General features: G+C 51.0%; 26 protein-coding genes, 2 tRNA genes and 1 rRNA gene. 21 read left to right on the forward strand and 8 right to left on the reverse strand.

The features are described from left to right. Positions 1 to 226: 226 nt before the first annotated feature. The 3 genes from rrf (at position 227) to dkgB (ending at position 1,442) form a co-directional block, all read left to right on the forward strand. A 5S ribosomal RNA gene (gene rrf, locus QVF11_RS07275) occupies positions 227 to 342 on the forward strand. 56 nt (positions 343 to 398) lie between these two features. Next, positions 399 to 475, forward strand: a tRNA-Asp gene (locus QVF11_RS07280). 163 nt (positions 476 to 638) lie between these two features. Then, entirely contained in the window at positions 639 to 1,442 is an 804-nt protein-coding gene (gene dkgB, locus QVF11_RS07285) for a 2,5-didehydrogluconate reductase DkgB (protein WP_287855961.1), read from the forward strand. A 49-nt stretch (positions 1,443 to 1,491) separates the two neighbouring features. Here dkgB and yafC read toward each other — a convergent pair whose 3' ends face one another. After that, entirely contained in the window at positions 1,492 to 2,394 is a 903-nt protein-coding gene (gene yafC / locus QVF11_RS07290) for a DNA-binding transcriptional regulator YafC (protein WP_287855963.1), read from the reverse strand. Positions 2,395 to 2,498: 104 nt separating this feature from the next. On the opposite strand from yafC, the gene QVF11_RS07295 reads away from it, so the two are divergent. From QVF11_RS07295 to QVF11_RS07305, 3 genes are all read left to right on the forward strand, one after another. After that, positions 2,499 to 3,689: an MFS transporter gene (locus QVF11_RS07295; protein ID WP_112213996.1), complete on the forward strand. Its 1,191-nt coding sequence runs from the start codon at positions 2,499 to 2,501 to the stop codon at positions 3,687 to 3,689. A gap of 103 nt (positions 3,690 to 3,792) precedes the next feature. Continuing rightward, a complete protein-coding gene (locus QVF11_RS07300) occupies positions 3,793 to 4,590 on the forward strand; it encodes an endonuclease/exonuclease/phosphatase family protein (RefSeq protein WP_112214203.1) in 798 nt (265 codons plus the stop codon). An 84-nt stretch (positions 4,591 to 4,674) separates the two neighbouring features. Beyond that, positions 4,675 to 5,445 carry a class I SAM-dependent methyltransferase gene (locus tag QVF11_RS07305; RefSeq protein WP_287855966.1) on the forward strand — a complete coding sequence of 257 codons (771 nt, stop codon included), beginning with the start codon at positions 4,675 to 4,677 and terminating at the stop codon, positions 5,443 to 5,445. A gap of 56 nt (positions 5,446 to 5,501) precedes the next feature. Here QVF11_RS07305 and mltD read toward each other — a convergent pair whose 3' ends face one another. Then, the gene (gene mltD / locus QVF11_RS07310; RefSeq protein WP_112213997.1) at positions 5,502 to 6,869 is read right to left on the reverse strand and encodes a murein transglycosylase D; all 1,368 of its coding nucleotides are present in this window, start codon (positions 6,867 to 6,869) and stop codon (positions 5,502 to 5,504) included. A gap of 71 nt (positions 6,870 to 6,940) precedes the next feature. Then, on the reverse strand, positions 6,941 to 7,696 hold the full coding sequence (gene gloB / locus QVF11_RS07315; protein ID WP_287855968.1) for a hydroxyacylglutathione hydrolase: 756 nt from the start codon (positions 7,694 to 7,696) through the stop codon (positions 6,941 to 6,943). A gap of 33 nt (positions 7,697 to 7,729) precedes the next feature. Between gloB and QVF11_RS07320 the strand changes: the two genes are divergently transcribed. Continuing rightward, positions 7,730 to 8,452, forward strand: a complete 723-nt coding sequence (locus tag QVF11_RS07320) for a class I SAM-dependent methyltransferase (protein WP_112213999.1) — start codon at positions 7,730 to 7,732, stop codon at positions 8,450 to 8,452. Here QVF11_RS07320 and rnhA read toward each other — a convergent pair. Continuing rightward, positions 8,449 to 8,916, reverse strand: a complete 468-nt coding sequence (rnhA, locus tag QVF11_RS07325; RefSeq protein ID WP_110273908.1) for a ribonuclease HI — start codon at positions 8,914 to 8,916, stop codon at positions 8,449 to 8,451. The two genes, QVF11_RS07320 and rnhA, sit on opposite strands and share 4 nt — an antisense overlap. A gap of 65 nt (positions 8,917 to 8,981) precedes the next feature. Here rnhA and dnaQ point away from each other — a divergent pair, with 65 nt between their 5' ends. Together dnaQ and QVF11_RS07335 are read left to right on the forward strand one after the other, a co-directional pair. Beyond that, a complete protein-coding gene (dnaQ, locus tag QVF11_RS07330) occupies positions 8,982 to 9,713 on the forward strand; it encodes a DNA polymerase III subunit epsilon (protein WP_220022284.1) in 732 nt (243 codons plus the stop codon). A gap of 132 nt (positions 9,714 to 9,845) precedes the next feature. Then, positions 9,846 to 9,922 (forward strand) — tRNA-Asp (locus tag QVF11_RS07335). 68 nt (positions 9,923 to 9,990) lie between these two features. On the opposite strand, the gene QVF11_RS07340 is transcribed toward QVF11_RS07335, so the two are convergent. Continuing rightward, positions 9,991 to 10,869, reverse strand: a complete 879-nt coding sequence (locus QVF11_RS07340) for a LysR family transcriptional regulator (RefSeq protein ID WP_287856102.1) — start codon at positions 10,867 to 10,869, stop codon at positions 9,991 to 9,993. 104 nt (positions 10,870 to 10,973) lie between these two features. On the opposite strand from QVF11_RS07340, the gene eamB reads away from it, so the two are divergent. Further along, positions 10,974 to 11,567: a cysteine/O-acetylserine transporter gene (eamB, locus tag QVF11_RS07345; protein WP_112214002.1), complete on the forward strand. Its 594-nt coding sequence runs from the start codon at positions 10,974 to 10,976 to the stop codon at positions 11,565 to 11,567. Positions 11,568 to 11,723: 156 nt separating this feature from the next. Here the strand turns inward: eamB and QVF11_RS07350 are convergent, their stop codons facing one another. Beyond that, the gene (locus tag QVF11_RS07350; protein WP_112214003.1) at positions 11,724 to 12,494 is read right to left on the reverse strand and encodes an amidohydrolase; all 771 of its coding nucleotides are present in this window, start codon (positions 12,492 to 12,494) and stop codon (positions 11,724 to 11,726) included. A 166-nt stretch (positions 12,495 to 12,660) separates the two neighbouring features. Beyond that, the gene (gene fadE / locus QVF11_RS07355) at positions 12,661 to 15,105 is read right to left on the reverse strand and encodes an acyl-CoA dehydrogenase FadE (protein WP_112214004.1); all 2,445 of its coding nucleotides are present in this window, start codon (positions 15,103 to 15,105) and stop codon (positions 12,661 to 12,663) included. 238 nt (positions 15,106 to 15,343) lie between these two features. On the opposite strand from fadE, the gene lpcA reads away from it, so the two are divergent. Together lpcA and QVF11_RS07365 are read left to right on the forward strand one after the other, a co-directional pair. Next, positions 15,344 to 15,925, forward strand: a complete 582-nt coding sequence (gene lpcA / locus QVF11_RS07360; protein ID WP_112214005.1) for a D-sedoheptulose 7-phosphate isomerase — start codon at positions 15,344 to 15,346, stop codon at positions 15,923 to 15,925. Positions 15,926 to 16,134: 209 nt separating this feature from the next. Beyond that, a complete protein-coding gene (locus tag QVF11_RS07365) occupies positions 16,135 to 16,902 on the forward strand; it encodes a class II glutamine amidotransferase (protein ID WP_112214006.1) in 768 nt (255 codons plus the stop codon). Here QVF11_RS07365 and dpaA read toward each other — a convergent pair. Next, the gene (gene dpaA, locus QVF11_RS07370) at positions 16,873 to 17,613 is read right to left on the reverse strand and encodes a peptidoglycan meso-diaminopimelic acid protein amidase (protein WP_112214007.1); all 741 of its coding nucleotides are present in this window, start codon (positions 17,611 to 17,613) and stop codon (positions 16,873 to 16,875) included. The genes QVF11_RS07365 and dpaA overlap by 30 nt on opposite strands. A gap of 414 nt (positions 17,614 to 18,027) precedes the next feature. On the opposite strand from dpaA, the gene QVF11_RS07375 reads away from it, so the two are divergent. The 9 genes from QVF11_RS07375 to QVF11_RS07415 all read left to right on the forward strand — a co-directional run bounded on the left by QVF11_RS07375 (position 18,028) and on the right by QVF11_RS07415 (position 25,740). Further along, entirely contained in the window at positions 18,028 to 19,371 is a 1,344-nt protein-coding gene (locus QVF11_RS07375; protein ID WP_287855978.1) for a Na(+)-translocating NADH-quinone reductase subunit A, read from the forward strand. A 3-nt stretch (positions 19,372 to 19,374) separates the two neighbouring features. After that, entirely contained in the window at positions 19,375 to 20,613 is a 1,239-nt protein-coding gene (locus QVF11_RS07380; RefSeq protein WP_112214009.1) for an NADH:ubiquinone reductase (Na(+)-transporting) subunit B, read from the forward strand. After that, positions 20,606 to 21,400 carry a Na(+)-translocating NADH-quinone reductase subunit C gene (locus QVF11_RS07385; protein ID WP_112214010.1) on the forward strand — a complete coding sequence of 265 codons (795 nt, stop codon included), beginning with the start codon at positions 20,606 to 20,608 and terminating at the stop codon, positions 21,398 to 21,400. Before QVF11_RS07380 ends, QVF11_RS07385 begins: the two co-directional genes overlap by 8 nt. Next, a complete protein-coding gene (locus tag QVF11_RS07390) occupies positions 21,393 to 22,031 on the forward strand; it encodes an NADH:ubiquinone reductase (Na(+)-transporting) subunit D (protein WP_112214011.1) in 639 nt (212 codons plus the stop codon). Before QVF11_RS07385 ends, QVF11_RS07390 begins: the two co-directional genes overlap by 8 nt. Positions 22,032 to 22,037: 6 nt before the next feature. After that, positions 22,038 to 22,634 (forward strand): NADH:ubiquinone reductase (Na(+)-transporting) subunit E, encoded by a 597-nt coding sequence (gene nqrE, locus QVF11_RS07395; protein ID WP_287855981.1) that lies wholly within the window; start codon positions 22,038 to 22,040, stop codon positions 22,632 to 22,634. An 11-nt stretch (positions 22,635 to 22,645) separates the two neighbouring features. Further along, positions 22,646 to 23,869 (forward strand): NADH:ubiquinone reductase (Na(+)-transporting) subunit F, encoded by a 1,224-nt coding sequence (nqrF, locus tag QVF11_RS07400; protein WP_112214012.1) that lies wholly within the window; start codon positions 22,646 to 22,648, stop codon positions 23,867 to 23,869. A gap of 2 nt (positions 23,870 to 23,871) precedes the next feature. After that, positions 23,872 to 24,087: a (Na+)-NQR maturation NqrM gene (gene nqrM, locus QVF11_RS07405; protein WP_167492892.1), complete on the forward strand. Its 216-nt coding sequence runs from the start codon at positions 23,872 to 23,874 to the stop codon at positions 24,085 to 24,087. A gap of 139 nt (positions 24,088 to 24,226) precedes the next feature. Further along, entirely contained in the window at positions 24,227 to 25,282 is a 1,056-nt protein-coding gene (dinB, locus tag QVF11_RS07410) for a DNA polymerase IV (protein ID WP_112214013.1), read from the forward strand. A gap of 5 nt (positions 25,283 to 25,287) precedes the next feature. Then, complete coding sequence (locus QVF11_RS07415) at positions 25,288 to 25,740, forward strand: GNAT family N-acetyltransferase (protein WP_425402937.1); 453 nt, start codon at positions 25,288 to 25,290, stop codon at positions 25,738 to 25,740. Positions 25,741 to 25,930 lie beyond the last annotated feature (190 nt).

Raw genomic sequence — 25,930 nt, forward strand, 5'->3', positions numbered from 1 at the left:
ACCGGTACTAATGAACCGTGAGGCTTAACCTTACAACGCCGAAGATGTTTTGGCGTGAGAGATGATTTTCAGCTTAGATTACAGATTTTCGGGAACGAAAGATTTTACGCAGAGGCAAGGCGGCAAATGAAGGAAAGGAAGGAGCATACTGGAGTATGTGACTGACTTTACGAATGCAGCCAACGCAGTATCGGTGTAAAAGATTCGTTTCTGACAACAGAATTTGCCTGGCGGCGACAGCGCGGTGGTCCCACCTGACCCCATGCCGAACTCAGAAGTGAAACGCCGTAGCGCCGATGGTAGTGTGGGGTCTCCCCATGTGAGAGTAGGGAACTGCCAGGCATCAAATTAGCAAGTGAAACCGGGGCATTAAACCGGTGGTTGTAAAGAAATTCGGTGGAGCGGTAGTTCAGTCGGTTAGAATACCTGCCTGTCACGCAGGGGGTCGCGGGTTCGAGTCCCGTCCGTTCCGCCACTTATTAAAAGCCCTGAGCGTTTGCTCAGGGCTTTTTCTTTTCTTGTCGTTTAATTATTGCTGATTTAGCAAAAATCCTCTGCATATAGCGATCTTTTTCTCGTTCCTTTCATTCGCCATAATTGTCCTCGTTAACCGATATTGATAAATAAAGAGGAAAATCATGACAATCCCTGCATTTGGTCTTGGCACCTTCCGCCTGAAAGATGATGTGGTAATCGCTTCTGTAAAAACGGCGCTGGAGCTGGGCTATCGCGCCATTGATACCGCACAAATCTATGATAACGAAGCGGCTGTAGGTCAGGCCATTGCTGAAAGTGGCATCGCGCGTGATGAGCTGCTCATCACCACCAAGATCTGGATTGAAAACCTGGGCAAAGACAAGCTGATCGCCAGCCTGAAAGAGAGTTTGCAGAAGCTTCGTACCGACTATGTCGACCTGACGCTGATCCATTGGCCGTCACCGAATGATGCTGTTGCAGTCGAAGAGTTTATGGCCGCCCTACTGGAAGCGAAGAAAGAAGGGCTGACCCGTCAGATTGGTATCTCTAACTTCACTATCCCGCTGATGGAGCGTGCAATTGCTACTGTCGGTGCGGAGAATATCGCGACCAACCAGGTCGAACTGTCTCCGTACCTGCAGAACCGTAAAGTGGTCGATTGGGCGCGTGAGCACGGTATCCATATCACTTCTTATATGACGCTGGCCTACGGTAAAGCTCTGAAAGATGAAGTGATTGCCCGTATCGCCGCTAAACATAATGCGACCCCGGCTCAGGTCATCCTGGCATGGGCGATGGGCGAAGGTTATGCGGTTATCCCATCTTCCACCAAGCGTGAAAACCTGGCGAGCAACCTGAAAGCGCTGGATCTGAAGCTGGATGATGAAGATCATCAAGCGATCGCTGCGCTGGATTGCAACGACCGCCTGGTAAGCCCGGAAGGCCTGGCGCCGAAGTGGGATTAACCCACGGCCTCCGGCACGGCGGTTTACGCCGCTGCCGGAAGACAGTCTCTTACAGCTCCTTCGGGAGCTGTTTGACGTGCTCACTAAGAAAATCAATAAATGCCCTGATGCGCGTGCTTACGGCCCTATCGCTGTAGTACACCGCGCTGAATGGCATCTCGACCGGCAGGCGTTTGTCGGCAAGCAATTCAACAAACTCCCCGCTGGCAATCTCTTTATCCACCATATAATCCGACAGGCAAGCGATGCCGTTACCTGCGAGGCAAAGTTGCTTGAGTGTTTCTCCACTGTTAGACGATATTTCACATTCAACCTCCAGCAGTTGGCCATCACAGCAGGAAACGGGCCATGTATTCAATGACAAGGGTTCGCTAAAACCCAGGCACTGGTGATTTTTTAAATCGGCTACGTTGTGCGGTGTACCGAAACAAGCAATATACTCCGGCGAGGCGATAATTTTGCGGTAGCTATTAAACAACGGTCTGGCGCGCAAACTGGAATCAGTCAGGGTACCCGCGCGGATGGCAACATCAACTTTACGCTCAATCAGATTTATAAACGTTTCTGAGGAGACCAAAGCAAGGCTCATTTCCGGGTAGCGTTCGCGAAAAGGTTTTATCAAAGGCATCAGAAAATGCAGCATCACTGGTGTTGCGGCATCAACACGTAATAATCCTCTTGGCGTCGTCCGACTTTCCAGAAGCTCATTCTCTGCCGCTGCCATTTCCTGAAGCACCACCTGTACACGGCGAAAATAACGCTCCCCCTCTTCGGTCAAACTTAGCTGACGAGTGGTGCGGTTAAGCAGGCTAACACCGAGTTTTGACTCCAGTTTTTTCACTGCCCGACTTACGGCAGAGTTGGCTTGCCCTAACTGTTCAGCCGCGCGGCTGAAGCTACCACTCTCTACTACGGCGACAAAGATAGCGATTTCTTCTGAGGTAGCTCTCATTATTGCACCTGTGGCAAAATTCTATTGATATTTTAACTATTTTTGTTATTAAAACATCCCTTCATACTACGTGTCATCTTAATCCTGATGATACGGAGTAAATTATGCCACTGGCGCTACTTGCCTTGACGATCGGTGCCTTTGCTATCGGCACGACTGAATTTGTAATTGTAGGTCTGGTACCTGCAATTGCTGAACAGCTGTCTATCTCATTGCCCTCTGCGGGTTTGTTGGTTTCTATCTACGCGTTAGGCGTAGCAATTGGGGCCCCGGTACTCACCGCATTGACCGGTCGTATGCCGCGTAAGCAACTACTACTGGCATTGATGGTACTGTTCACCGCTGGTAATCTTTTGGCCTGGCAGGCGCCTGGCTATGAAACTCTCGTTCTGGCCCGCCTTTTGACAGGCCTGGCACACGGCGTATTCTTCTCTATAGGTTCGACAATTGCTACCAGCCTGGTGCCAAAAGAGAAAGCTGCTTCGGCGATTGCAATTATGTTTGGTGGTCTGACAGTTGCGTTGGTGACCGGTGTTCCGCTAGGCACTTTTATTGGCCAACATTTTGGCTGGCGTGAGACATTCCTGGCGGTATCGATCCTTGGAGCGATCGCGTTAATTAGCAGCCTGATTCTGGTACCGAATAATATCCCTGGCCGCGTCAGCGCTAGCCTGCGTAATCAACTTAAGGTCCTGACTCATCCACGTTTACTAATTATTTATGCTATTACTGCACTTGGTTATGGTGGCGTATTTACCGCTTTTACCTTCCTGGCACCGATGATGCAAGATCTGGCCGGGTTTAGCCCATCAGCAGTGAGTTGGATTTTATTGGGGTATGGTGTTTCGGTCGCAATTGGTAACGTGTGGGGCGGTAAACTGGCAGATAAACATGGCGCCGTTGTAGCACTGAAGTTTATCTTTGCTGCCCTGGTTGTTCTGCTGTTGGTATTTCAGTTCACGGCAAGTATTCACTATGCCGCGTTAGCGACGATACTGGTGATGGGTATTTTTGCTTTCGGTAATGTCCCTGGCCTACAGGTGTACGTAGTCCAAAAAGCGGAGCAATATACTCCCGATGCGGTCGATGTCGCCTCCGGCTTGAACATTGCAGCGTTTAATATTGGTATTGCGTTAGGTTCCGTGATTGGTGGACAGACGGTGGAACATTATGGTTTGGCTCAGACGCCATGGATTGGCGCGCTGATTGTGCTGGTTGCGTTGTTATTGGTGGTTATTAGCGGTCGGCTCGATAAGCCTCAGCGCTGTGCTACGGGCCTTTCCGTAGAAGGATAACGGTTTCTGGCAAATTGCATTGAAAGTGTATACAAAAATCCCTATAACAGAAGGACCAGCCGCAGTCGGGCTGGTTTCCTGTTATCGAGGTTTGATGCCTAAATTGCGAAAGAATACCTATGCCATGCGCTATGTCGCCGGACAACCCGCGGAGAGAATTTTACCTCCGGGGTCGTTTGCAGGCATTACTCCGGCTTTCCCTTCCGGGGTGCCGTTAAGCTCGGATGAAAAAATCCGCGTGCTGGTGTGGAATATCTTCAAACAGCAGCGCGCCGAGTGGAAATCCGTTCTTAATAATTTCGGCAAAGATGCCCACTTGGTGCTGTTACAGGAAGCGCAAACCACGCCTGAGTTAGTAAAATTTGCTACGTCCAATTATCTGGCCGCTGATCAGGTGCCGGCGCTGGTACTGCCTCAGCATCCTTCTGGCGTGATGACGTTAGCCTCTGCTCATCCGATATACTGCTGCCCTCTGCGTGAACGCGAGCCGATCCTGCGGTTGGCGAAGTCAGCGCTGGTTACAGTTTATCCGTTACCAGATTCCCGTTTGCTGATGGTAGTGAATATTCACGCGGTCAACTTCAGCCTTGGCGTCGATGTCTACAGCAAGCAGCTGTTGCCGATAGGCGATCAGATAGCCCATCACAGCGGACCGGTGATTATGGCGGGTGATTTCAACGCCTGGAGCCGTCCGCGAATGAACGCTTTGTACCGCTTTGCGCGAGAAATGTCGCTGCGTGAAGTCCGTTTCTCTGACGATCAGCGACGTCGCGCTTTTGGTCGTCCGCTTGATTTTGTGTTCTATCGAGGCTTAAGCGTACACGACGCTTCCGTATTGGTGACACGCGCCTCCGACCACAACCCTCTACTAGTTGAATTCAGTCCCGGCAAGCCTGATTAATTAAGGTATGTCAGGCCTGCCATGGGGCAGGCCTGCGCAAGTATGGTTCTGCCTTTATTACTCAAAAAACCGAAGGACAAAGTAATGACAACACGTTCTCATCACGACAATGTCGAAAAACAGTTTGGCTCGCAGGCTAGCGCTTATCTGACTAGTGCTGTACACGCATCTGGGCGCGATCTGCAACGTCTGGCAGAAAGGTTAGCCGATTTTCCGCAGGCTCACGTGCTGGACATGGGATGTGGCGCCGGTCATGCCAGTTTTGCAGCTGCAGGACAGGTTGCACAGGTAGTGGCGTATGATTTATCCAGCCAGATGCTGGAGGTTGTAGCTCAGGCCGCTTCGGATAAAGGGTTTGTTAATATTGCGACTCAGCAGGGTTATGCCGAATCACTGCCTTTCGCTGATGCCAGTTTTGATGTGGTGATTAGCCGCTATTCTGCACATCATTGGCATGATGTCGGTCAGGCATTACGCGAAGTCAAGCGGGTGCTGAAACCGGGAGGAGCCGTAATTATCATGGACGTCATGTCGCCAGGGCATCCGGTTCGTGATGTTTGGCTGCAGACCGTTGAGGCTTTGCGCGATACTTCTCATGTTCGCAATTACTCAAGCGGTGAATGGCTGGCAATGGCGAATGAGGCGGGATTAGTGACGAATAATTTGCTGACCGATCGCTTGCCGCTGGAATTCAGCTCATGGGTTGCCCGGATGCGGACGCCAGCGCCTTTGGTGGAGGCTATTCGCCTGTATCAGGAGAGTGCATCGGCAGAGGTTAAGGCTTACTTTGCACTGGCGCTGGATGGATCTTTTACCAGCGATACAATTATGTTTGAGGCACATAAAGCGATCTAGAGCAGAAAAAAACAAAAGGCACCACATGGGTGCCTTTTAAAATGAATCCTGAGCTATCAGGATTCAGGTCTGTCGCTGTTTTTCACAAACAGCGTTAACTGATCCCCAGGTTTCAGGTTGCCTGTATCGTTGTTCCAGCGCATCACATCGCGAATGTTCACGCCATGACGTTTTGCAATACTCGATAGCGAGTCGCCTTTGCGCACGCGATAAGTGATGCTATCGCTATTGTTTGCCAGACGCTCTGCACTGCTACCTGCACCGATCACGAGACTCTGACCCACTTTCAGGTTTGATCCGCGAATACCATTCCATTGCTGCAGATCTCTCGTTGATACACCGAGTCGAGATGCTATACCGGAGATAGTATCTCCAGATCGCACTTTGTAACTACGACTGGTCAACGGTCTGTTGTCCGCAAGCTGAGTCGGCTGCACTGCAGCAATGTCACCGGAAGCCAAAGACTCACGCAATTGAGCTGCGTGTTTCTGCGGCACCAATACGTAGTTAGGCCCATTAGCGCCCAGGGTTGAACCCTTAACACCTGCGTTGAACGTCTTCAGCTTACTAACCGGCATTCCTGCCATATCGGCTAGCTGTGAAATCTCAACCGGGTTGTCGAGGCGTACACGTGCCAGCGCTCGGCTTTCGTCTGCTGTTGGCAGTTTTACGCCATACTGCTTGCTGTTCTTGAGAATATCACTCAAAGCCAGCATTTTAGGTACGTAGATTTTGGTTTCCTGAGGTAATGAGAGTGACCAAAAATCAGTGGGTTTTCCACGTGATTTGTTGGCTTTAATTGCCTTCATTACCCGGCCTTCGCCGCTGTTATATGCTGCGACGGTTAATAACCAATCGCCGTCGAACATTTTGTTCAGACGTTGCATCATATTCAACGCCGCAGTTGTTGAGGCGACGATATCACGACGCGCATCATAACTGCGGGTTTGCTTCAAACCATAATTGCGCCCGGTGCTCGGAATGATCTGCCAAATGCCTGCGGCATTGGCACCAGACGTTGCATGCGGGTCAAAAGCGCTCTCCACTATGGGTAGTAATACCAGTTCCATAGGCATGTTACGTTTCTTAACTTGCCCGGCTATCCAGTACATATACGGCTCTGCCCGTAAAGTTACATCGTGGAGATAGCTCTTATTTCTCAAATATTTCTGTTTTTGTTCGCGAATCCGGACATTTTCCGGAATTCCCATCTTCAGCTCGTCGCCAATGGAAGCCCACAGATCCTGGTCTTGCGCGTAGAAGGTTCCATCATCTAACCAGCGCGCTTGACTTGTGAACTTACCTGCTTCCCCTTGACTCGCTGCAGAAAGGCTCTGTGCGTGCTGTTGAACGGTGCCATCGTGTTTAGACGCCTGGCACCCTACCAGCAGGACAGAGACGAGTAAAATCGCTCGTGCCTTCATGTGTGTGTCAATAGTTGCTTAAAAGACGAGCAAGAATAACGGTGAAGTCGACCGAAGACAAGAATTAAATATCAGAAGACGTCTTTCTTTGACCTTAACCATGCAAATCTCTCAATAGAGTGTTGCAAATTTGTTTCTTTGGAAATTTCTTTAATTAAATCATTGTCATCTGTGCGTAAAAATAAATTTATACGACGCTCATTTTTCAGAATTACGGGTAGTGTATTTTGTTTTTTTGCACGTAACTCATTAACTTTGTGGTAGTAATCATTTATATCCCTATCCAGGGGCAGGATGCTTAATGCAAACTTCATGTTTGCTAAAGTGTACTCATGTGCGCAACATATTAACGTTTCATCGGGAAGAGCGCTGATCTTCATAAATGATTGATACATCTGCTCTGGGGTGCCTTCAAATAACCTACCGCAGCCACCTGAAAACATAGTGTCACCGCAGAATAGATAAGGTTTCATGAAGAAACAGATGTGTCCTAAAGTGTGACCCGGAGTGGCGAAAATAGAACACTCACGCTCTAAAACGGAGATGCTATCGCCATCAGCCACAAGGTGAGTGGTTCCCTTATCCAGGGTTTCTGCCGGCCCGTAAACCACGACTGCAGGAAATTTCTCGCGAAGTTGTTTTACTCCGCCAACGTGATCGCGGTGGTGGTGAGTCAATAGAATGGCTTCTGGTTGCCAGTGGTTCTGTTCTATTGCGGCCAACACGGGTGCCGCTTCACCAGGATCGACTATCAGACAGCGTCCACTATCCTCAGCAAGAACCCAGATGTAGTTGTCCTGAAATGCGGGAATACTGATAAGATTCATAAATTACCTCTCAAAGCATAGCGGAAGGTTGTGATGAAGCCGGCAAGGATACCTCATACAGTGGCAGCGCCCGAGCATTGGTCCAGCATGCCATGGGGTGAATACTATCGCGAATCACTAGAACGCCAGATGAAACCGTGGCTGGCTAAATTATATGGTTTTCATTTACTTAAAATTGGCAATCTGAGCGCGGAAATCAATACCGAATCCTGCGCTATTTCTCATCAGGTGAATGTTTCTTTGCAGGGTAACCCGATACAGGTGAAAGCCGATCCATTGTATTTACCTTTTGCCGAGAAATCAGTTGATGCCTGTTTACTGGCTCATACTTTGCCGTGGTGTAGCGATCCGCACCGCCTGCTGCGGGAGGCGGACAGGGTGCTGATTGATGATGGCTGGATTATTTTAACCAGTTTTAATCCAATGAGTCTGATGGGGTTACGTAAACTAGTACCCGTGTTACGCAATAAGCCCCCGTATAACAGCCGGATGTTTACGTTAACGCGCCAGCTAGATTGGCTGGCGTTGCTGAACTTTGAAGTGCTCCACTGTGGTCGCTATCAGGTGCTACCCTGGTCCCGTCATGGGGGGAAAATGCTTAGTACGCATTTGCCCGCTCTGGGCTGCTTACAGCTAATTATTGCTCGCAAACGCACCATACCCTTGACGCTAAACCCGATGAAATCGGGTAAAGCAAAAAACCGGATACGGCAGGCAGTCGGAGCCACACGACAGTGGCGCAAAGGGCAGAATTAACTTTCTGCCTTATAACCGGTATCGTCCTGGGTGGGGTTAGAGGCTGCTGTACGTGCCAGTTCGTCGCAGCGTTCATTTTCCGGATGGCCGGCATGGCCTTTGACCCATTCCCATTTTATTTTGTGTTGGCCCAGCGCTGTGTCCAGTCGTTGCCAGAGATCGACGTTTTTGACTGGTTTTTTGTCCGCGGTTTTCCATCCGCGTTTTTTCCAGTTATGGATCCACTGAGTAATCCCCTGGCGAACATACTGGCTGTCGGTGCTGAGAATCACTTCACACTGTTCTTTCAGCGCTTCCAGAGCGACGATTGCTGCCATCATCTCCATGCGGTTATTAGTCGTAAGATTAAAACCTTCGCTAAAGGTTTTCTCTTTCCCCCGATAGCGTAAAATTGCACCGTAACCGCCTGGGCCTGGATTTCCCAGACAAGAGCCATCGGTGAAAATTTCTACCTGTTTGAGCATCTCTGGTAGACTTCCTGTAATTGAAATCGATACGTAAAACGGTAAGTCTGACATAAATGACCGCTATGAGCACTGCAATTACACGACAGATTGTTCTCGATACTGAAACCACCGGTATGAACCAACTCGGGGTTCATTATGAAGGGCACAAGATAATCGAGATCGGCGCGGTGGAGGTGATTAACCGCCGCCTGACCGGGAATAACTTCCACGTCTATTTAAAACCAGATCGGCTGGTGGATCCTGAAGCATTTGGTGTTCACGGTATTGCTGATGAATTCCTGATGGATAAGCCGGTGTTTGCTGATGTTGCTGATGAGTTTATGGATTACATCCGTGGTGCGGAACTGGTCATACATAACGCATCGTTCGATATCGGCTTTATGGACTATGAGTTTGGCAAGCTTAAGCGTGGAATTCCGAAAACCGATACGTTTTGTAAGGTCACCGATAGCCTGGCCCTGGCGCGTAAAATGTTTCCGGGCAAGCGTAATAGCCTTGATGCACTTTGCTCACGTTATGAAATAGACAACAGTAAGCGAACGCTGCACGGAGCGTTGCTCGATGCCCAGATTCTGGCCGACGTTTATCTGATGATGACCGGCGGGCAGACTACAATGGCTTTCTCAATGGAAGGAGAAAGTCAGCAGCAGGCTGGTGAAATGGGAATACAGCGCGTAGTCCGGGCCGTAAGCAAATTACGTGTGGTTTATGCCTCGGACGAAGAGCTAATGAACCATGAATCGCGGCTCGATTTGGTACAAAAGAAAGGTGGAAGCTGCCTGTGGCGGGCCTGAGTTGTCGGAATATGCATGAAAAATAGTCCGATGGGCGATTTTTGCAGCAAGCGATTCATAAATGAAGAAAAACCATTGACGGAGTAGAGGGGAAACCGTAGTATCTGCCTCGTTCCCAAGGGAACAGTAAGTGGAGCGGTAGTTCAGTCGGTTAGAATACCTGCCTGTCACGCAGGGGGTCGCGGGTTCGAGTCCCGTCCGTTCCGCCACTATTCAGAAAGCCTGAATCAGCAATGATTCAGGCTTTCGTCGTTTTAGGCCTGTGCAATTTTCTGAATCAGGCCTTCAGGCACTCCTCCATACACTCGACAAAGACCTGCATCGCCGGGCTGACAACTTTGCTGGCGTGATACCCGCAAACCGCATTAATAGTCAGCGGTTTTTTACTGAAAGGCAGTTCCACCAGTTTACCTTCACGCAATTCTTGTTCTACGGCAAATCGCGGCAGGTAGCTTACGCCGAGATTACCCGCCACGCATTGCTTGATACTTTCGATACTCCATAGCTCAATCGTATTTTCCAGGGTAATGCCGCGCTTGCGCAGCTCGCTTTCAAATATTTGTCGGAAAATGCACTGTGGTTCATTGATGATAAAACTCAGTGGAATGTGTTGGTCCCGGCGCATAAAGTTAAGCGAAGTGTGTTCCGGCGAAGCGACCAGTACCAGTCGCTGCTCGCCAAAGTGGTGAATTTTCAATGCTTCATCATTACCGACGCGGTAAAACACTCCGAGATCAACATCATCATCCAGCAGGGCATCGCGAATCGAATAGCAATTTAACGATTGCAAAGATAAACGAACCTTTGGCGCCCGTAGCTTAAAGCGTTGTAAAACGGCGGGGATTTTATATGCCAGCAGCGTTTCCCCGGTGGCAACACGGAGCTCTCCACTCGGCTCCTGATCCTGCCTGGCGGCATGGCGAATGGACTCCATCACTTTTATCAGCTCGTGGATGTGGGGAAGAATATTTTTCCCGGCTGTAGTCAGGCACATCCGGCGGCCGATTTTTTCAAAAAGCTGGATAGACAGCTCTTGCTCAAGTTGTTGAATGTGAAATGTCACTGTTGATTGCGTACAGCATAGTTTCTGCGAAGCGCGTAAAAAGGAGCCCTCTTCAACAACCGTTTTGAGCGTGACAAAGCGACGTAAGTCCATCATGACCTCAATGTATCGAAATTATCGAATTTAGAATGAAATAATATTCATTTTTTTAAATGATTTATATCGGGTACTGTCGGCTAAAAAACAGGAGAAGACAAGTGACCCCAGCCCTGATAAGCGCATTTTTAACCTACACCTTGATAACCGCATTGACCCCCGGGCCGAATAACATTCTTGCGCTGAGCAGCGTAGCTTCACATGGGTTGCGCAAAAGCATGTTCGTGCTGGCCGGGATGAGCGCGGGGTTTATTATTACGATGCTGATTTGCGCTGGCCTGACGTATTCGCTAGTTATGCTTGATGAGGGATTATCCCGGACACTGAGTTGGATTGGTGCTGCCTATATTCTTTGGTTAGCGTGGCAAATAGCGAAGAGTAAACCTGCTGGTAATGACATCAGTGGCAAACCGGTAAGTTTTTGGATGAGCTTGGGCCTACAGTTTGTGAATGTTAAAATTATCCTTTATGGGATTACGGCACTGTCGACCTTTGTACTGCCGGTGACGCGTGATCCTGTTTGGCTGGTGAGCGTGAGTTTGCTTCTTGCGGTAATTGGAACTTTCGGCAACGTGTGTTGGGCGCTGACCGGGCATCTGTTTCAGCGCTTATTCCTGCATTATGGGCGTCAGGTAAACTTCTTTTTAGCTTTGTTACTGGTCTACTGCGCAGCAAGGATCTTGTTTAAAATATAGGAAAGGGAGCATTGGCTCCCCTTTATACCCGTCATACTTCAAGCTGCTTATGTGTTGGCTGCGCTCGCTCACCCCGGTTACATAGTTATCTATGCTCCCGGGGACTCACTCCCTTGCCGTCTTTAAGCAACTTGAATTATTTAGGGTATATTTGCATTAGTTGAGTGTGAAAGGGTCCGCATCCTGCCAGGCCGGAAATTTTTCGCGGTACTCTTTAAGCGCTGTTAATGACAGTTCAGCATCCAGGCGCGTAGCCTGATGCGGTTCGGCGGTGGCGATTATCTCTCCTTGTGGGGTGATAATCCGGCTGTCTCCCCGATAGTGATGGCCGTTGCCGTCGGTACCTACGCGGTTACAACCGGCGACGTAGGCCTGGTTTTCAATTGCTCGGGCGACCAGCAATGCCTGCCAGTGGGTGGAGCGCGGTGCGGGCCAGTTGGCAACGTAAAGTGCTAAATCATAGTCATTATGGTTACGTGACCACACCGGGAAGCGCAAGTCGTAGCATACCAGCGGCAGAATTCTCCAGCCGCGCCATTCAAAAATCACGCGATCGTTACCCGCCTCATAATGATGATGCTCATCCGCCATGCGAAACAGGTGTCGTTTATCATAAAAATGCGTTTTACCATCAGGCTCAACCAACAGAAAGCGGTTAACGGGCCCGCGCTCCGTTTGCAGTGCTGCACTGCCTGCGATTAGCGCGTTGGTTTGCGCGGCCTTCGCTTCCATCCAGGCAATAACATCCTCTTGCGCTAGCGACTGCTTTGCCGCCTCCATCGCGAAACCGGTAGTGAACATTTCCGGTAGAACAATCACATCACGCCCGGTAATTCCTTCCAGTTGACGATCGAAATGGCGCAAGTTGGCGGGACCGTCCATCCACACCAGCGGTTGTTGTAAAAGGGTAATTTTCAGTCCGGGCACAATGATGAACTCCAGTATCAAGAGAGGCTTATTATTACTTTAACACCATATCAGCCAGTGGATGGCTGGCGGAATATTTTGTTAATAAAATGATAAGTTGGGAGGCGGGCAAAAAAAGAGGCGGGGGAGCCCGCCTCGATCGTGATGTTGTTATATTATGGTTTTTTTATGCCGCTTCAATCTTGCGTACTTTCTCCGGCAGCTTTACCGGGCGGGTCGCCAGTTCATCCGGGGCGAAGTCGTCGACGTTAATACTGCGCAGGCGACTGTTCTCGGCACGAACCAGAATATCTGCCTCATCCTGATTAATTAACCCTTTTGCCAGCGCGTTATGAGCCAGTTCATCAAGACGGGTAAACGACAGGTTCTTACCCAGCTCTTTGCAAATACGCTGGTGGATGGGGTCGGCTGCCATAACATCGAGCAGCGCCTCTTCCAGCAATCCAACCGGGTTATGCTCGCTCGGCGTCAAGTACTGACCGCGGCCGATACGAGAACGAGTCGCGCTCGGAACCTGCAGAATTTTCGCTACTTTATGATCCAGCTTGTCTGAAGGGGCCAGATAATGACGTCCGGTCGGGAAGATGGCTACGCGAAGCGCTCCGGCCACCAGCCGATTAGGAAAGTTGACCAGCAGATCGTCAATCGCCTGTTCTGCCTGATACAGTGCATCCTGCACGCCCCAGTGAACCAGCGGCAAATCTGCTTCGTTACGCCCTTCATCGTCATAGCGCTTCAGCACTGCAGAGGCCAGATAGAGCTGGCTCAGTACATCGCCCAGGCGCGCTGAAATACGCTCGCGGCGCTTCAGACTGCCGCCGAGTACCGCCATTGAGACATCGGACAGCAGGGCCAGGTTGGCGCTCAGGCGATTCATATGCTGATAGTAGCGGCGAGTGGCATCGCGGGTCGGTGAACTGCTGGTGAGGCCGCGAGTCAGACCCAGCCAGAAGCTGCGTACTTTGTTGCTACCCACATGACCGATATGTTTGAACAGCAGCTTATCGAATGCGTTAACATCGTTATTCTGCGCGGCGGCCATTTCATCCAGCACGTACGGATGGCAACGAATCGCCCCCTGACCGAAGATCATCATGCTGCGGGTGAGGATATTCGCCCCCTCTACGGTGATAGCGATTGGTGCGCCCTGATAGGCTCGCGCCAGGAAGTTACCGCTGCCGAGCATAATGCCTTTACCGCCGGTAATATCCATTGCGTCAATGATCGAGCGCTGGCCGCGATGGGTACAGTGATATTTCACAATTGCCGATAGTACTGCCGGTTTTTCACCGAGCATAATACCGTAGGTAATCAGCGAGGCTGCGGCATCCATCACGTAGGCGTTACCTGCAATACGCGCCAGCGGTTCTTCAATCCCTTCCATTTTACCGATAGAGATTTTGAACTGGCGGCGAATATGCGCGTAGGCGCCGGTAGCCATGGCGACGGATTTCAGGCCGCCCGTGGCATTGGACGGTAATGTGATGCCGCGGCCCACGGATAAACATTCAACCAGCATCCGCCAGCCCTGACCGGCCATCGACGGGCCGCCAATGATGTAATCGATAGGAACAAAAATATCTTTACCTTGGGTCGGGCCATTCTGGAACGGAACGTTCAGCGGGAAGTGGCGACGACCGATCTCAACGCCTGGTGTGGCTGTTGGGATCAGGGCACAGGTGATACCCAGCTCTTCTTCACCGCCCAACAGACGGTCGGGGTCGGAGAGTTTAAACGCCAGACCCAAAACGGTGGCTATGGGGGCCAGCGTGATATAGCGTTTGTTCCAGGTCAGGCGCATACCCAGCACCTGTTGGCCCTGCCATTCGCCCATGCAGACCACGCCGGTGTCCGGAATGGCCCCAGCATCTGAGCCAGCTTCCGGGCTGGTCAGCGCGAAACATGGAATTTCCTGACCGCGCGCCAGACGTGGCAGATAGTGATTTTTCTGCTCTTCGGTGCCGTAATGCTGCAGCAGTTCGCCTGGGCCTAATGAGTTAGGTACGCCGACGGTAATCGCCAGAATCCCGGAAACACCGGACAGTTTTTGCAACACGCGCGCCTGGGCGAAAGCAGAAAACTCCAGGCCGCCGTACTCTTTCTTGATGATCATCGCGAAGAAGCGATGCTCTTTCAGATAAGCCCACAGCTCCGGCGGTAGATCGGCCATTTCGTGGGTAATTTCGAAGTCGTTCGCCATGCGGCAGGCTTCTTCAACCGGGCCGTCAATAAAGGCTTGTTCTTCAGCGGTCAGGCGCGGCTGCGGGTAGTTGTGCAGCTTCTGCCAGTCAGGGTTACCGCGAAACAGGTCGCCTTCCCACCAGGTGGTACCGGCATCAATGGCTTCTTTTTCAGTACGCGACATCGGCGGCATAACCTTGCGGAAAGCGCGAAATGCGGGAACTGAAATCATTGATTTACGCATTGGCGCAAAGTTAAACGGCAGGAGAATGATTGCCAGCGGTACCAGTAGCCAGATATTCCACAGCCCAGCAACGCCGAGTGCCGCAGTCCAGGCAAGCAAAATCGCGCTGCTAAGCAGCAGATTGATTCGGTGATAGAAGAGCGCACCGAGTAAAACAACGGTTGCAACAATACTCAAAATCATCATAAAGAAATGCTCCCTGTCTTGTAGGAGGTCTGACCACTTGTGATGATATGGTTGTAGTGGATGTAATTTGTTTTAGCAATGTGTTTACAAAATAATTACAACATTGCTCACATTGTTGTACGGAAATGCGGCACATAAAATCAAAAGCGCAGGGGATAGACCCGTCTGCTGCTTCTCGCATCGGCGGCTATCCGGTAAACTGCCTGAGTTATCCCACAAATACTGAAGGATTATCCTCATGTACCAGGATCTTATTCGTAACGAACTGAACGAAGCGGCGGAAACGCTGGCTAATTTTCTGCAGGACGATGCCAACATTCATGCCATTCAGCGTGCAGCGGTGCTGCTGGCGGATAGCTTTAAGGCTGGTGGCAAAGTTCTCTCCTGCGGTAATGGCGGTTCTCACTGCGATGCGATGCATTTTGCGGAAGAACTGACCGGGCGCTATCGTGAAAACCGCCCTGGCTATCCGGCAATTGCGATTTCAGACGTGAGCCATCTCTCTTGCGTCAGTAATGATTTTGGCTATGAATATGTTTTTTCTCGCTACGTTGAGTCGGTGGGCCGCGCAGGTGACGTGTTGCTCGGGATTTCTACTTCCGGTAACTCCGGTAACGTTATTAAAGCGATTGAAGCCGCTCGCGCTCAGGGAATGAAAGTCATCACTCTGACCGGCAAAGATGGCGGTAAAATGGCGGGCTCTGCGGATGTTGAAATTCGCGTACCGCATTTTGGTTATGCCGATCGCATTCAGGAAATTCACATTAAAGTGATTCATATCCTGATTATGTTGATTGAAAAAGAGATGGTTAAAGCTTAAAAGGCTCTTTAGTTAGCCATTTTGAACCCGGGCAGTGCTCAGACAAAACTCACCGAGTTTTGAACGCCCTTCAGGGCGGCCCGAAGGGGGAGCGTAGCGAATCATCCTCACGTACATGAAGTACGCTACGGTTTCTGCGCGCTGGCCGTGTCCAAATTGACTGCACCAATAACGCCTTTTATGTTTCAGTAAGTTGTATGAGGTGATCTATGTGCGAATTGCTCGGGATGAGCGCGAATGTGCCAACAGATATTTGCTTTAGTTTTACCGGGCTGGTGCAGCGCGGTGGCGGAACTGGGCCGCATAAAGACGGCTGGGGCATTACCTTTTATGAAGGTAAGGGCTGTCGCACATTTAAAGATCCACAGCCTAGCTTTCAGTCACCGATTGCTAAGTTGGTCCAGGACTATCCCATTAAATCATGTTCAGTCATCGCCCATATTCGCCAGGCTAACCGGGGGATCGTCGCGCTGGAAAATACTCATCCGTTTACCCGTGAACTCTGGGGACGTAACTGGACCTACGCGCATAACGGCCAGTTAGAAGGATATGAGTCTCTGGAGACGGGAAACCTGCAGCCGATTGGCGAGACGGACAGCGAGAAAGCCTTCTGCTGGTTACTGAATAGCGTAACTGAACGCTATCCCAATACGCCGGATGATATGGTCGAGGTGTTTAGATATATCGCTACGCTTGCCGGAACGCTGCGCGAAAAAGGCGTGTTTAACATGCTGCTGTCCGATGGACGCTATGTGATGGCGTTTTGCTCAACCAATTTATACTGGATCACGCGACGCGCGCCGTTTGGTGTAGCAACGTTGCTGGATCAGGATGTGGAAATCGATTTTCAACGCGAGACCACACCGAATGATGTGGTCTCCGTGATTGCCACTCAACCGTTAACCGGCAACGAAACCTGGAATAAGATCATGCCAGGCGAGTGGGCGTTATTTTGCCTCGGGGACCGTGTAGTTTGAGGCCAGCTGCGGCTGGACAACTTCGTGGCTAAGCGGCTTGCTTACCACGTAGCGACCATCGGCCACTGAGACTACCGGCGGCTTGTGCGTCTGCTGGAAGTAATCATAGCCAGGCTTCAGCTGTTTCCAGAAATCGGTGAAATAGGAAAATTTGTGACGGGCCATGTTGGCATCGGTCATGCGGAAAGGATAAATGCTGACCTGGACGCTGGACTGGCCGAAGACGAGCGCCCCGGTGACGAACTGGAAAATCTCATCAATACCGGTATCGGTCATGGCATAACAGCCGACTGATACGCACGCGCCGTGAATCATCAGGTATTTACCTTCATAACCATGCGCACGATCGTAGGCGTTCGGGAAGCCGATATTGATTGCTTTATAGAAGCGACTGTCAGGTTTTAGCTGATTGCGGGAAACATTATAGAAACCTTCCGGGCTCTTAAAATCGCCCTGACGCTGCTTGGGTCCGAGACCACCGGAGTAGTTGCAGATCCGGTAGCTATCGAGAAGCTGATAGGTTTCGCCCATTTTGACGTAAAGATCGAGCATGCGCTCTTCTTTAAAGATCTCAATGTAGACCGGTGAGCCCATTAATTGCTGCTTATACTCTTTGCTCATTGGCGTTGTCGAGCTGTTACTGCTGAGTAGCCCTGCGAATGACACGCATGGCAACAGAAGCATCGCAATAAATAATGCGATTTTGCGCATACTACTTGTTCCTTGATAAAACAAATAACCACATTGCCAGGACGGCAAGAGAGATCCGAAATCAGAGTTTTCTGGATTTAGAGCGCTCACATTAGCATCACGGCAGTTTTTCGCAAGCACGACGTGCTGCGTTTACGTTTTAGTTTCCTGTTATAGCGAATCTCACGGCAAAGCGCAGTCAGAACTTTGCGTAATAGCTCGCATTTTAGAACGACTTAATGGCGGTTTGTCTACAGGCACCGCTCACGAAATGTTACACTTGGTCCGCTAAATGATCAGGGTAAGAAAGGATGCTTCTCTCCCGTCTTGCGAATCATCAGGAATATGGTGTTCCTTTCTTCCTTTTATTTTTCCATCAATGATGCTGGCCTCGGCCTGATGCCGGGGTTTAAGTAACGGATACCTGCTAACGATATGATTAAAATCACGAAAGGGCTAAATCTGCCCATAGCTGGCATGCCATCACAGCAAATTTCTTCTAAGACTGCGGTCAAACGCGTTGCGCTGTTAGGTGAAGAGTACATCGGTATGCGCCCCTCGATGGCGGTGTGTGAAGGCGACCGGGTGCAAAAAGGCCAACTCCTGTTCGAAGATAAAAAGAACCCTGGCGTGCGTTTTACCGCCCCAGCGAGCGGAATTGTTAGCGCCATTCACCGCGGCGAGCGACGGGTTCTGCAATCGGTTGTTATCGATGTCGAGGGCGATGAGGTCATTCATTTTTCCCGCTATGAACCCTCTGATCTTGCTGGATTAACGCGTGAGAGCGTGCAGCAACAGCTGCTGGAGTCCGGGCAGTGGACTGCATTTCGTACCCGTCCTTTCAGCAAAATTCCGGCTCCGGGTAGCGTGCCAGCGGCGATTTTTGTAACTGCGATAGACACCAACCCGCTAGCAGCCGAACCTCAGGCCATCATCCTGGCCCAGCGCGACGCTTTTGATGCCGGGTTGACGGTGCTGACGCGTCTGACTGACGGTCAAGTTCACGTGTGTCAGGCCAGCGGCGGCAAGCTTGGTGGGCATCCTGTTGGGCAGGTGACTTTCAACCAGTTCACCGGGCCACATCCGGCAGGGCTACCCGGAACGCACATCCATTTTCTGGAGCCGGTTAGCCTGAAAAAGCAGGTCTGGCATCTAAACTACCAGGACGTCATCGCTATCGGTAAATTATTCCTCGAAGGGGAAATATATAGCGAACGCATTATTGCCCTCGGTGGTCCGCAGGTAAAAGAGCCTCGTCTGTTAAAGACTTGCTTAGGTGCCAGCCTTGATGAGCTGCTTGTCGAAGAACTGCTTGATGATGAAAACCGCGTTATTTCGGGTTCAGTTCTCAGCGGAACCCATGCCCATGGAGCCTATGCTTTTCTTGGGCGCTTTCATTTACAAGTCAGCGTGGTGAAAGAGGGGCGTGAAAAAGAGCTGCTCGGCTGGGTTATGCCGGGGAAAGATAAATTCTCCATTACCCGAACCACGCTCGGTCATTTTCTCAAGCATAAGCTGTTCAATTTCTCGACGGATACCCACGGCGGTGAGCGGGCCATGGTGCCAATCGGCAACTATGAGCGCGTGATGCCGCTGGATATTCTGCCCACGATGTTGCTGCGCGATTTGCTGGCGGGTGATACCGATAGCGCGCAGGCGCTGGGCTGTCTGGAGCTGGATGAAGAAGACCTGGCGCTTTGCACCTACGTATGCCCCGGCAAGTACGAATATGGTCCGGCATTGCGCAGTGTGTTAACCCAGATTGAGCAGGAAGGATAAGTGATGGGCTTAAAGCAAATTTTTGACAAACTTGAGCCGCACTTTACGCATGGCGGCAAGCTGGAAAAATACTATCCGTTGTTCGAAGCGACGGCGACGCTGTTCTACACTCCGGGGCAGGTGACGCGCGGTGCGGCGCATGTCAGAGACGCCATCGACCTCAAGCGGATGATGATTCTGGTGTGGTTTGCGGTTTTCCCGGCGATGTTCTGGGGAATGTATAACGTTGGTCAGGAAACCATCCCGGCACTGCATAAATTATACGGTGCTGAACAACTGCAGCAGGTTATCGCCGGGAACTGGCACTACAGCATTGCACAATGGCTGGGGGTGAACTTCACGGCTGATGCCGGTTGGCTCAGCATGATGACGCTGGGGGCTATATTCTTCCTGCCCATCTACATCACCGTGTTTCTTGTCGGCGGATTCTGGGAGGTTCTGTTTGCTATCGTGCGTAAGCACGAAATAAACGAAGGCTTCTTCGTTACCTCAATCCTGTTCGCGCTGATAGTGCCGCCAACTCTGCCGCTGTGGCAGGCCGCATTGGGGATCTCATTTGGTGTTGTTATTGCCAAAGAGATTTTCGGCGGGACCGGGCGTAACTTTCTTAATCCAGCTCTGGCTGGGCGCGCCTTTCTGTTCTTCGCCTACCCGGCGCAAATTTCTGGCGATCTGGTCTGGACCGCTGCCGATGGTTTCTCCGGCGCGACGCCGCTATCCCAGTGGGCAAGTGGCGGCGGTGAATCGCTGGTTAACGTTACAACTGGCCTGCCGGTTAGCTGGATGGATGCCTTTCTCGGCCATATTCCTGGCTCGATTGGCGAAGTTTCGACGCTGATGATTCTCATCGGTGGCGCCATCATCATCTTCGGTCGCGTGGCCTCCTGGCGCATTGTCGCTGGGGTTTTCATCGGCATGGTGGCCACCGCGACCCTGTTTAATTTCATTGGCTCTGATACCAATCCGATGTTTGCCATGCCGTGGTACTGGCATCTGGTGCTTGGCGGTTTCGCCTTCGGCATGATGTTTATGGCCACGGACCCGGTATCCGCATCGTTTACGGATAAAGGAAAATGGAGTTATGGCCTGCTGATCGGCGTGATGTGCGTGCTGATTCGCGTGGTCAACCCAGCCTATCCGGAAGGGATGATGTTGGCGATCCTCTTCGCCAACCTCTTTGCGCCGCTGTTTGATTACCTGGTGGTGCGGGCCAATATTAAGCGGAGGAAGTCGCGTGGCTGAGAATAAAAGTAACGATAGCATCGGCAAAACGCTGCTGGTGGTGCTGGTGCTTTGCCTGGTCTGCTCAATCGTGGTCGCCGGTTCTGCCGTGGGGCTAAAATCGCGCCAGCAGGAGCAGCGTGCGCTGGATAAACAGCGCAATATTCTGGCGGTTGCCGGTCTGATGAAGCAGGGGATGAGTGCAGATGAAGTGGCTGATATTTTTAATGCCCGCATCTCTCCACGATTAGTCGATTTAGCCAGCGGTGAGCTGCTGGATAAAGACCCTGGCAAGTTTAATCAGTCCCAGGCGCTGAAAGACTCACAACAGAGCATTCAGCTGGAAGCCAGCCAGGATCCTGCGGGAATCAAACGTCGTAGTAACATCGCTGAAATTTATCTGGTGCGCGATGAGAAGCAGCAGGTTCAGGAAGTTGTACTGCCCATTTACGGCAATGGCTTGTGGTCGGTGATGTATGCCTTCGTCGCGCTGGAAACCGATGGCCGTACTGTCAAAGGCATCACCTACTACGATCACGGCGAAACGCCGGGGCTGGGCGGGGAAATTGAAAATCCTAACTGGCGTCAGCAGTTTGTCGGCAAACAGGTGCTGGACGATAAAGGCATGCCAGCGTTGAGAATTGTGAAAGGTGGCGCGCGCCCGGGAGACGTTCATGCCGTTGACGGGCTGTCGGGTGCAACGCTGACGTCAAACGGTGTGCAGCATAGCTTTGATTTCTGGATGGGCGAACTGGGCTTTGGTCCATTCCTGAATAAGGTGCGCGAAGGGGAGCTGAATAATGGCTGATTTGGGCGACATGAAAGAAATGAAGCGTGTGCTGGTGGGGCCGCTTATCGCTAATAACCCCATTACTCTGCAGGTTTTGGGCGTGTGTTCTGCACTGGCTGTAACCACCAAGCTGGAAACCGCTTTTGTTATGACCATCGCGGTAACGCTGGTTACGGCATTCTCCAGCATGTTTATCTCTATGATCCGTCACCATATTCCTAACAGCGTGCGCATCATTGTACAGATGGCGATTATCGCCTCACTGGTTATTGTGGTTGACCAGCTGCTACGTGCCTTTGCCTATGAGACCTCGAAACAGCTGTCAGTGTTTGTCGGGCTTATCATTACTAACTGTATTGTGATGGGGCGGGCGGAAGCCTATGCCATGAAGTCGCCGCCGCTGGCGAGTTTTATGGACGGTATCGGCAACGGTCTGGGATATGGTGCGATTCTGTTGATTGTCGGCTTCCTGCGCGAACTCATTGGTAGCGGCAAACTGTTTGGCATCACTGTGCTGGAAACGGTGCAGAACGGCGGCTGGTATCTGCCAAATGGTATGTTCCTTTTGGCACCGAGCGCATTCTTTATTATCGGTTTGTTGATTTGGGCCGTGCGCAGTTGGAAGCCTGAACAGCAGGAAAAGGAGTAACCGATTATGGCTCATTACATTAGCCTGTTTGTCCGCGCTGTGTTTGTTGAAAACATGGCACTGGCCTTCTTTCTGGGGATGTGTACCTTCCTGGCGGTATCAAAAAAGGTCTCGACCGCTTTTGGGCTTGGCGTGGCGGTAACGGTGGTGCTGGGACTGGCGGTGCCAATCAGCAACCTGGTCTATAACCTGGTCCTGCGTGACGGCGCACTGGTGGAAGGCGTTGACCTAAGCTTTCTTAACTTTATTACCTTCATCGGCGTGATTGCCGCGCTGGTGCAGATTCTGGAAATGATCCTCGATAAGTACTTTCCGGCGCTCTACAACGCGCTGGGGATATTCTTACCGCTGATCGCCGTTAACTGCGCGATTTTTGGCGGTGTTTCATTCATGGTGCAGCGTGACTATAACTTCACTGAATCCATCGTGTACGGTTTTGGCTCCGGTATTGGCTGGCTGTTGGCGATTGTGGCGATGGCTGGCATCCGTGAAAAAATGAAATACGCAAACGTGCCCGCAGGCCTTCGCGGGTTAGGGATCACCTTTATTACCACGGGTCTGATGGCGCTGGGCTTTATGTCATTCTCCGGTGTGCAGCTATAAGGGCGGAAAGTATGGAAATTATTCTTGGCGTTGTGATGTTCACGCTGATCGTCCTGGTGCTATCAGGGCTGATACTGGCCGCGCGTTCAAAACTGGTGAATGCTGGTGATGTGGTCATTGAAATTAATAACGAGGCGGATAAACAGATCCGTACTCCGGCGGGTGATAAGTTACTCAATACGCTCTCCAACAACGGTATTTTCGTTTCATCAGCCTGCGGTGGCGGTGGTTCCTGCGGCCAATGCCGGGTGACGGTGAAAGAGGGCGGCGGCGATATTCTGCCAACCGAACTTTCTCATATCACCAAACGTGAGGCGAAAGAAGGCTGCCGCCTGGCCTGTCAGGTCGCGGTGAAGCAGAACATGAAAATTGAGTTGCCGGAAGAAATCTTCGGAGTTAAGAAGTGGGAATGCGAGGTTATCTCTAATGATAATAAAGCTACTTTTATCAAAGAGCTGAAGCTGCGTGTGCCGGATGGCGACGAGGTTCCATTCCGCGCGGGTGGTTATATTCAGATTGAATGTCCTTCGCACAAGGTCGCTTATGCCGACTTTGATGTACCGGACGAGTATCGCGGCGATTGGGATAAATTTAACCTCTTCCGCTACGTTTCTGACGTAAAAGAGCCGACTTTGCGCGCTTACTCAATGGCTAACTATCCGGAAGAGAAAGGCATTATCATGCTTAACGTGCGTATCGCGACGCCGCCGCCGAAAGTACCTGACGCGCCACCGGGTATCATGTCCTCGTATATCTGGTCGCTGAAAGCGGGCGATAAGGTGACGATTTCCGGGCCGTTTGGTGAATTCTTTGCCAAAGAGACGGACGCGGAAATGGTCTTCATCGGCGGTGGTGCTGGAATGGCACCGATGCGTTCGCATATTTTCGATCAGCTTAAGCGTCTGCACAGCTCGCGTAAAATTAGCTTCTGGTACGGTGCACGTTCTCTGCGTGAAATGTTCTATGACGATGAATTCGAACAGTTGGCGCGTGAAAATCCGAATTTCACCTTCCATGTGGCGCTGTCCGATCCGTTGCCGGAAGATAACTGGACCGGCCATACTGGCTTTATTCATAACGTCCTGTATGAAAACTACCTGCGCGATCACCCGGCACCGGAAGATTGTGAATTTTATATGTGTGGCCCGCCGGTCATGAACGCTGCAGTGATTAAAATGCTCAAAGATCTCGGCGTTGAAGATGAAAACATCATGCTGGATGACTTTGGAGGCTGATGATGTTGACGGTATTTGTGGCGACCTTTGTTATTTTTGCGTTGGTTATTCTGGGGATGTCGCTGGGATACCTGATCAAGCGTAAAAGTATTCAGGGCAGCTGTGGCGGGATCTCCTCGCTGGGGATAGAGAAAGTCTGTGACTGCCCTGAGCCTTGCGATGCGCGTAAACGGCGAATAGCCCGTGAAGAGCAACGCCAGCAGAACCGAATTCTGTAATTTCTTCAGTTTCCACCCGGCCGAGCGTAGCGACGCCGGGTTATTCCTCATCACGATATTCATCGCCGCTTACAACACATCTCTTCTCAATATCTCGATTTTTGCTGTATACTTGTCCAGTGGTCAGTGGGGGCTAACTATGCGCAAAATCATCCATGTTGATATGGACTGTTTCTTCGCGGCGGTTGAGATGCGTGACAATCCGGCGCTGCGCGATATTCCTATCGCCATTGGCGGTAGTCGGGTACAGCGCGGCGTTATCAGTACCGCCAACTATCCGGCGCGTAAATTCGGGGTGCGCAGCGCCATGCCGACGGCCACAGCTCTCAAGCTTTGCCCGCATCTGACCCTGCTACCCGGTCGTTTCGATGCTTACAAAGAAGCCTCAAATCATATCCGGGAGATTTTTTCCCGCTACACTTCGTTAATCGAACCGTTATCTCTGGATGAGGCCTATCTTGACGTCAGCGACAGCGTACTTTGCCTGGGCTCAGCGACGCTGATGGCGCAGGAGATCCGTGAAACCATTCATCGTGAACTAAATCTGACAGCCTCCGCCGGAATTGCGCCGGTAAAGTTCCTCGCTAAAATCGCCTCGGATCTTAACAAACCCAACGGCCAGTTTGTCATTGCGCCGCATCAGGTGGCGGAGTTTGTCAAAACGTTGCCGCTGTCGAAAATTCCTGGCGTCGGCAAAGTTTCTGCCGCAAAGCTGGAAAGCATGGGGCTGCGAACTTGTGAAGATGTGCAAAACAGCGATCTGGCGATGTTGCTCAAGCGCTTTGGTAAATTTGGCCGGATATTATGGGAGCGCAGTCAGGGGATCGATGAGCGAGAGATTAACAATGAGCGCCAGCGTAAATCAGTTGGCGTCGAGCGCACTTTGGTGGAGGATATCCACGAGTGGGCGGAGTGTGAGTCGATTATTGAAAATCTCTATCCTGAGCTGGAACGACGTCTGGCGAAGGTAAAGCCGGATTTGCTGATTGCCCGCCAGGGCGTCAAACTGAAGTTTAATGATTTCCAGCTCACCACGCAGGAACATATCTGGCCCCGGTTGAATAAAGATGACTTGATCAGCACTGCTCACAAAGCCTGGCAAGAGCGACGAGGTGGCCGGGGAGTGAGGCTGGTGGGGCTGCATGTGACGCTTCTTGACCCACAGCTTGAGAGACAATTAGTTCTGGGATTATAACGATGCTGAAAATAAGACCTTACGAGGCGCATGATTTTTCCGCGCTATGCGCCATCTTTTTACGGGCCGTTAAAGAGACCGCCAGCGCTGATTATTCCCCACAGCAAATTGTCGCCTGGGCGCAGGTTGATGAAGTTCGCTGGCGACAGAAAATAGCCACCTCTCAGGTGCTGGTGGCGGTAAAAAATGAATCGCCCGTTGGGTTTATTACTGCCGTTGATGACTATATCGATTTACTGTTTGTCTCGCCTGACTATAGCCGCCAGGGAATTGCCAGCACGCTGCTTAATGCATTGTTTATACAGTTTCCTGAACGTATTTGGACAGTGGAAGCCAGTATTACAGCAAAACCCTGCTTTGAACGTCATGGTTTCAGTGTTGTAGAGAAACAGGTGGTAGAAGCACGCGGTGAATGTTTTCTTAATTATCTGATGCGGCGACAAATCGTCTTGCAATAAAAATTGCGCCTGATTACTATACGTGCGCTTTCACCTAATTTATTAACTGCAAAGGAGGTTCACCATGAAAATACATTCTCAGAACGCACTTTGCAGACCTTCCCAGGAATAACTCTCTTTTTGCCCTGGTAACGTCTGCCACATCCTTTATTTATTTTTATACCCAAATAATTCGAGTTACACGTAACTA

The organism is Klebsiella sp. (assembly GCF_027492335.1).
GTDB classification, from domain to species: Bacteria; Pseudomonadota; Gammaproteobacteria; order Enterobacterales; family Enterobacteriaceae; genus Klebsiella; species Klebsiella huaxiensis.

Bases quoted from the DNA above. Each gene is read 5' to 3' on its own strand.
- dkgB (WP_287855961.1), top strand. From the start codon at position 639: ATGACAATCCCTGCATTTGGTCTTGGCACCTTCCGCCTGAAAGATGAT.
- yafC (WP_287855963.1), bottom strand. From the start codon at position 2,394: ATGAGAGCTACCTCAGAAGAAATCGCTATCTTTGTCGCCGTAGTAGAG.
- QVF11_RS07295 (WP_112213996.1), top strand. From the start codon at position 2,499: ATGCCACTGGCGCTACTTGCCTTGACGATCGGTGCCTTTGCTATCGGC.
- QVF11_RS07305 (WP_287855966.1), top strand. From the start codon at position 4,675: ATGACAACACGTTCTCATCACGACAATGTCGAAAAACAGTTTGGCTCG.
- mltD (WP_112213997.1), bottom strand. From the start codon at position 6,869: ATGAAGGCACGAGCGATTTTACTCGTCTCTGTCCTGCTGGTAGGGTGC.
- gloB (WP_287855968.1), bottom strand. From the start codon at position 7,696: ATGAATCTTATCAGTATTCCCGCATTTCAGGACAACTACATCTGGGTT.
- QVF11_RS07320 (WP_112213999.1), top strand. From the start codon at position 7,730: ATGAAGCCGGCAAGGATACCTCATACAGTGGCAGCGCCCGAGCATTGG.
- rnhA (WP_110273908.1), bottom strand. From the start codon at position 8,916: ATGCTCAAACAGGTAGAAATTTTCACCGATGGCTCTTGTCTGGGAAAT.
- dnaQ (WP_220022284.1), top strand. From the start codon at position 8,982: ATGAGCACTGCAATTACACGACAGATTGTTCTCGATACTGAAACCACC.
- QVF11_RS07340 (WP_287856102.1), bottom strand. From the start codon at position 10,869: ATGGACTTACGTCGCTTTGTCACGCTCAAAACGGTTGTTGAAGAGGGC.
- fadE (WP_112214004.1), bottom strand. From the start codon at position 15,105: ATGATGATTTTGAGTATTGTTGCAACCGTTGTTTTACTCGGTGCGCTC.
- lpcA (WP_112214005.1), top strand. From the start codon at position 15,344: ATGTACCAGGATCTTATTCGTAACGAACTGAACGAAGCGGCGGAAACG.
- QVF11_RS07365 (WP_112214006.1), top strand. From the start codon at position 16,135: ATGTGCGAATTGCTCGGGATGAGCGCGAATGTGCCAACAGATATTTGC.
- dpaA (WP_112214007.1), bottom strand. From the start codon at position 17,613: ATGCGCAAAATCGCATTATTTATTGCGATGCTTCTGTTGCCATGCGTG.
- QVF11_RS07375 (WP_287855978.1), top strand. From the start codon at position 18,028: ATGATTAAAATCACGAAAGGGCTAAATCTGCCCATAGCTGGCATGCCA.
- QVF11_RS07380 (WP_112214009.1), top strand. From the start codon at position 19,375: ATGGGCTTAAAGCAAATTTTTGACAAACTTGAGCCGCACTTTACGCAT.
- QVF11_RS07390 (WP_112214011.1), top strand. From the start codon at position 21,393: ATGGCTGATTTGGGCGACATGAAAGAAATGAAGCGTGTGCTGGTGGGG.
- nqrE (WP_287855981.1), top strand. From the start codon at position 22,038: ATGGCTCATTACATTAGCCTGTTTGTCCGCGCTGTGTTTGTTGAAAAC.
- nqrF (WP_112214012.1), top strand. From the start codon at position 22,646: ATGGAAATTATTCTTGGCGTTGTGATGTTCACGCTGATCGTCCTGGTG.
- nqrM (WP_167492892.1), top strand. From the start codon at position 23,872: ATGTTGACGGTATTTGTGGCGACCTTTGTTATTTTTGCGTTGGTTATT.
- dinB (WP_112214013.1), top strand. From the start codon at position 24,227: ATGCGCAAAATCATCCATGTTGATATGGACTGTTTCTTCGCGGCGGTT.